Here is a 1669-nt window from a genome sequence, read left to right as displayed (position 1 = left end):
CCATAACTGCTCCGCAAAAAGCAGTCTTGAATCAGAACCCGGCCCGCTTGGGAATCCCTTTTGTCAACACGGCCTAGCCAAAGCATCACTTCAAGAAGCGAAGGCGCAAACTGAATATCAGGATCAGAAAGCGACGCGGTTGCTAACGGTCTCAACCTTTTTGACTGCTCTCGCTGGTGCATTCTTCGCGTCATTTTCGACGAATTATCCTCTAAGGAACTTGCAAGATCAGGTCGGAGCAGAATGGTGGCTTCTTTCGGCCACCTACATCTCATTCCTCCTCTTTATCTTGTTATCACTCGGAGGGGCGCTGGTTACCTTTCATGCGTCGCGCACTCGCTTCAAATATCCTTCTGAAGCAACAGTAGATAGCCAGTCAGGCAGAGCACGCTCCTTTCTGTTCTTTCGCGAAATAATTGGCGTCACCCCAGAAGGTTGGGCGAATTCCTTTGTAAATGTTGGAGAGTCTACAGGAACCATGACTGTAGAAATCAACCCAATGCTGAAGGTAGAGTACCTCAAAAACTATGTTAGCGAAGCTTACCTCGTTGCCGCCAAGACAGCAGAAAAGTTACGGTATCTTCAGCCTGCTCAGAGTCTTTTATCTTATGCACTACGTTGCTTGATAGTCTATGTAATGTTGCTCGGCTATGTTTTGACCTGCGTGGAACCGACAAAGCCCACCCCACAACCGACTGAAGTTGAGATGATCGGGGGAACTCTTCACGTGGACGCTTTGATTGAACGCTCGCAGACTCCAACTCAACAGCCAAATCCAACCAAAAAGACTGACCCAGAGCAGTGATTAGGGCGAGCGAACTCGTCACAGTTTTTGTCGATGCAGACAACACTCTGTGGGATACAGATAGAGTGTTCGCGAGCACTCAGCTCCGCTTGCTTCACGACGTTGAGGAGTCACTCGGACTCACGTGGCCAGATGAAGATCGTCTTCAATTCGTGCGGGCAGCAGACCAAGAGCTTGCCTCCCTACATCATGATGGCTTGCGCTACCCGCCTGCATTGCTCGTACGTGCCCTAAGCTTGGCCCTGGATGGAATGGATCCGGTTCGGGCAGCGAAAATTGCGTTGCATGGAAGCGAGCCTGCAAAGATCTATGCCGACCAAGAAGGCGTAATCCTCAACCGCTATTTTCAATCTCTGAAGGCACTTCCACAACTTAAGAAGGGCGTTGCAGACGGCCTTAGGCAGATGAAGGAGCTTAACTGGAACATCTTGATGGTCACAGAATCTGCTGTGACGCGAGCAAGGGAAACTGCCGACGCTTTGAGCATCTCTCAATTCTTTGACAGAGTACTTGAAGGCCGCAAACGCCCCGAACTGTATCAAAGAATCCTGAAACTAGTTGGCTCTCCGTCCAACGCCTACATGATCGGTGACCAAATTGATCGCGACATTGCACCAGCGAAGCAGGCGGGGCTCAAGACAATCTACTTCCCCGGTGGCTTTAAGCCCCGTTGGCACGACGAGGAGGCCTCGCCGCCTCCGGATTTCGTGATCTCCGATTTTAGAGAGGCTGTGCAAATTATTCGCTTGGAGCACGCATGCTGACTGCGGAAGCATGGTGCTGCGCCTAGCCCGTCGTATTCACCGGACCGGTCCTAAAGGGTTAGCGGGAGTGGCCTAAGCCTCTGATCTGAATTAGGAACTG

2 protein-coding genes are annotated in these 1669 nt (G+C 51.3%); both read left to right on the top strand.

Going from position 1 to position 1669, the window contains the following annotated elements:
* Positions 1–805 (top strand): hypothetical protein (locus Q0897_RS16005; protein ID WP_299310423.1); only part of this gene is annotated, 805 nt, incomplete at its 5' end.
* Entirely contained in the window at positions 802–1569 is a 768-nt protein-coding gene (locus Q0897_RS16000) for an HAD family hydrolase (RefSeq protein WP_299310420.1), read from the top strand. The genes Q0897_RS16005 and Q0897_RS16000, both read left to right, overlap by 4 nt.
* Positions 1570–1669 lie beyond the last annotated feature (100 nt).

Origin of the sequence: uncultured Croceicoccus sp., from assembly GCF_947496385.1 — a bacterium.
In the GTDB taxonomy this organism is placed as follows: domain Bacteria; phylum Pseudomonadota; class Alphaproteobacteria; order Sphingomonadales; family Sphingomonadaceae; genus Croceicoccus.
The sequence above is the reverse complement of the archived record's forward strand: the minus strand, read 5'-3'. Positions and strand labels throughout refer to the sequence as shown.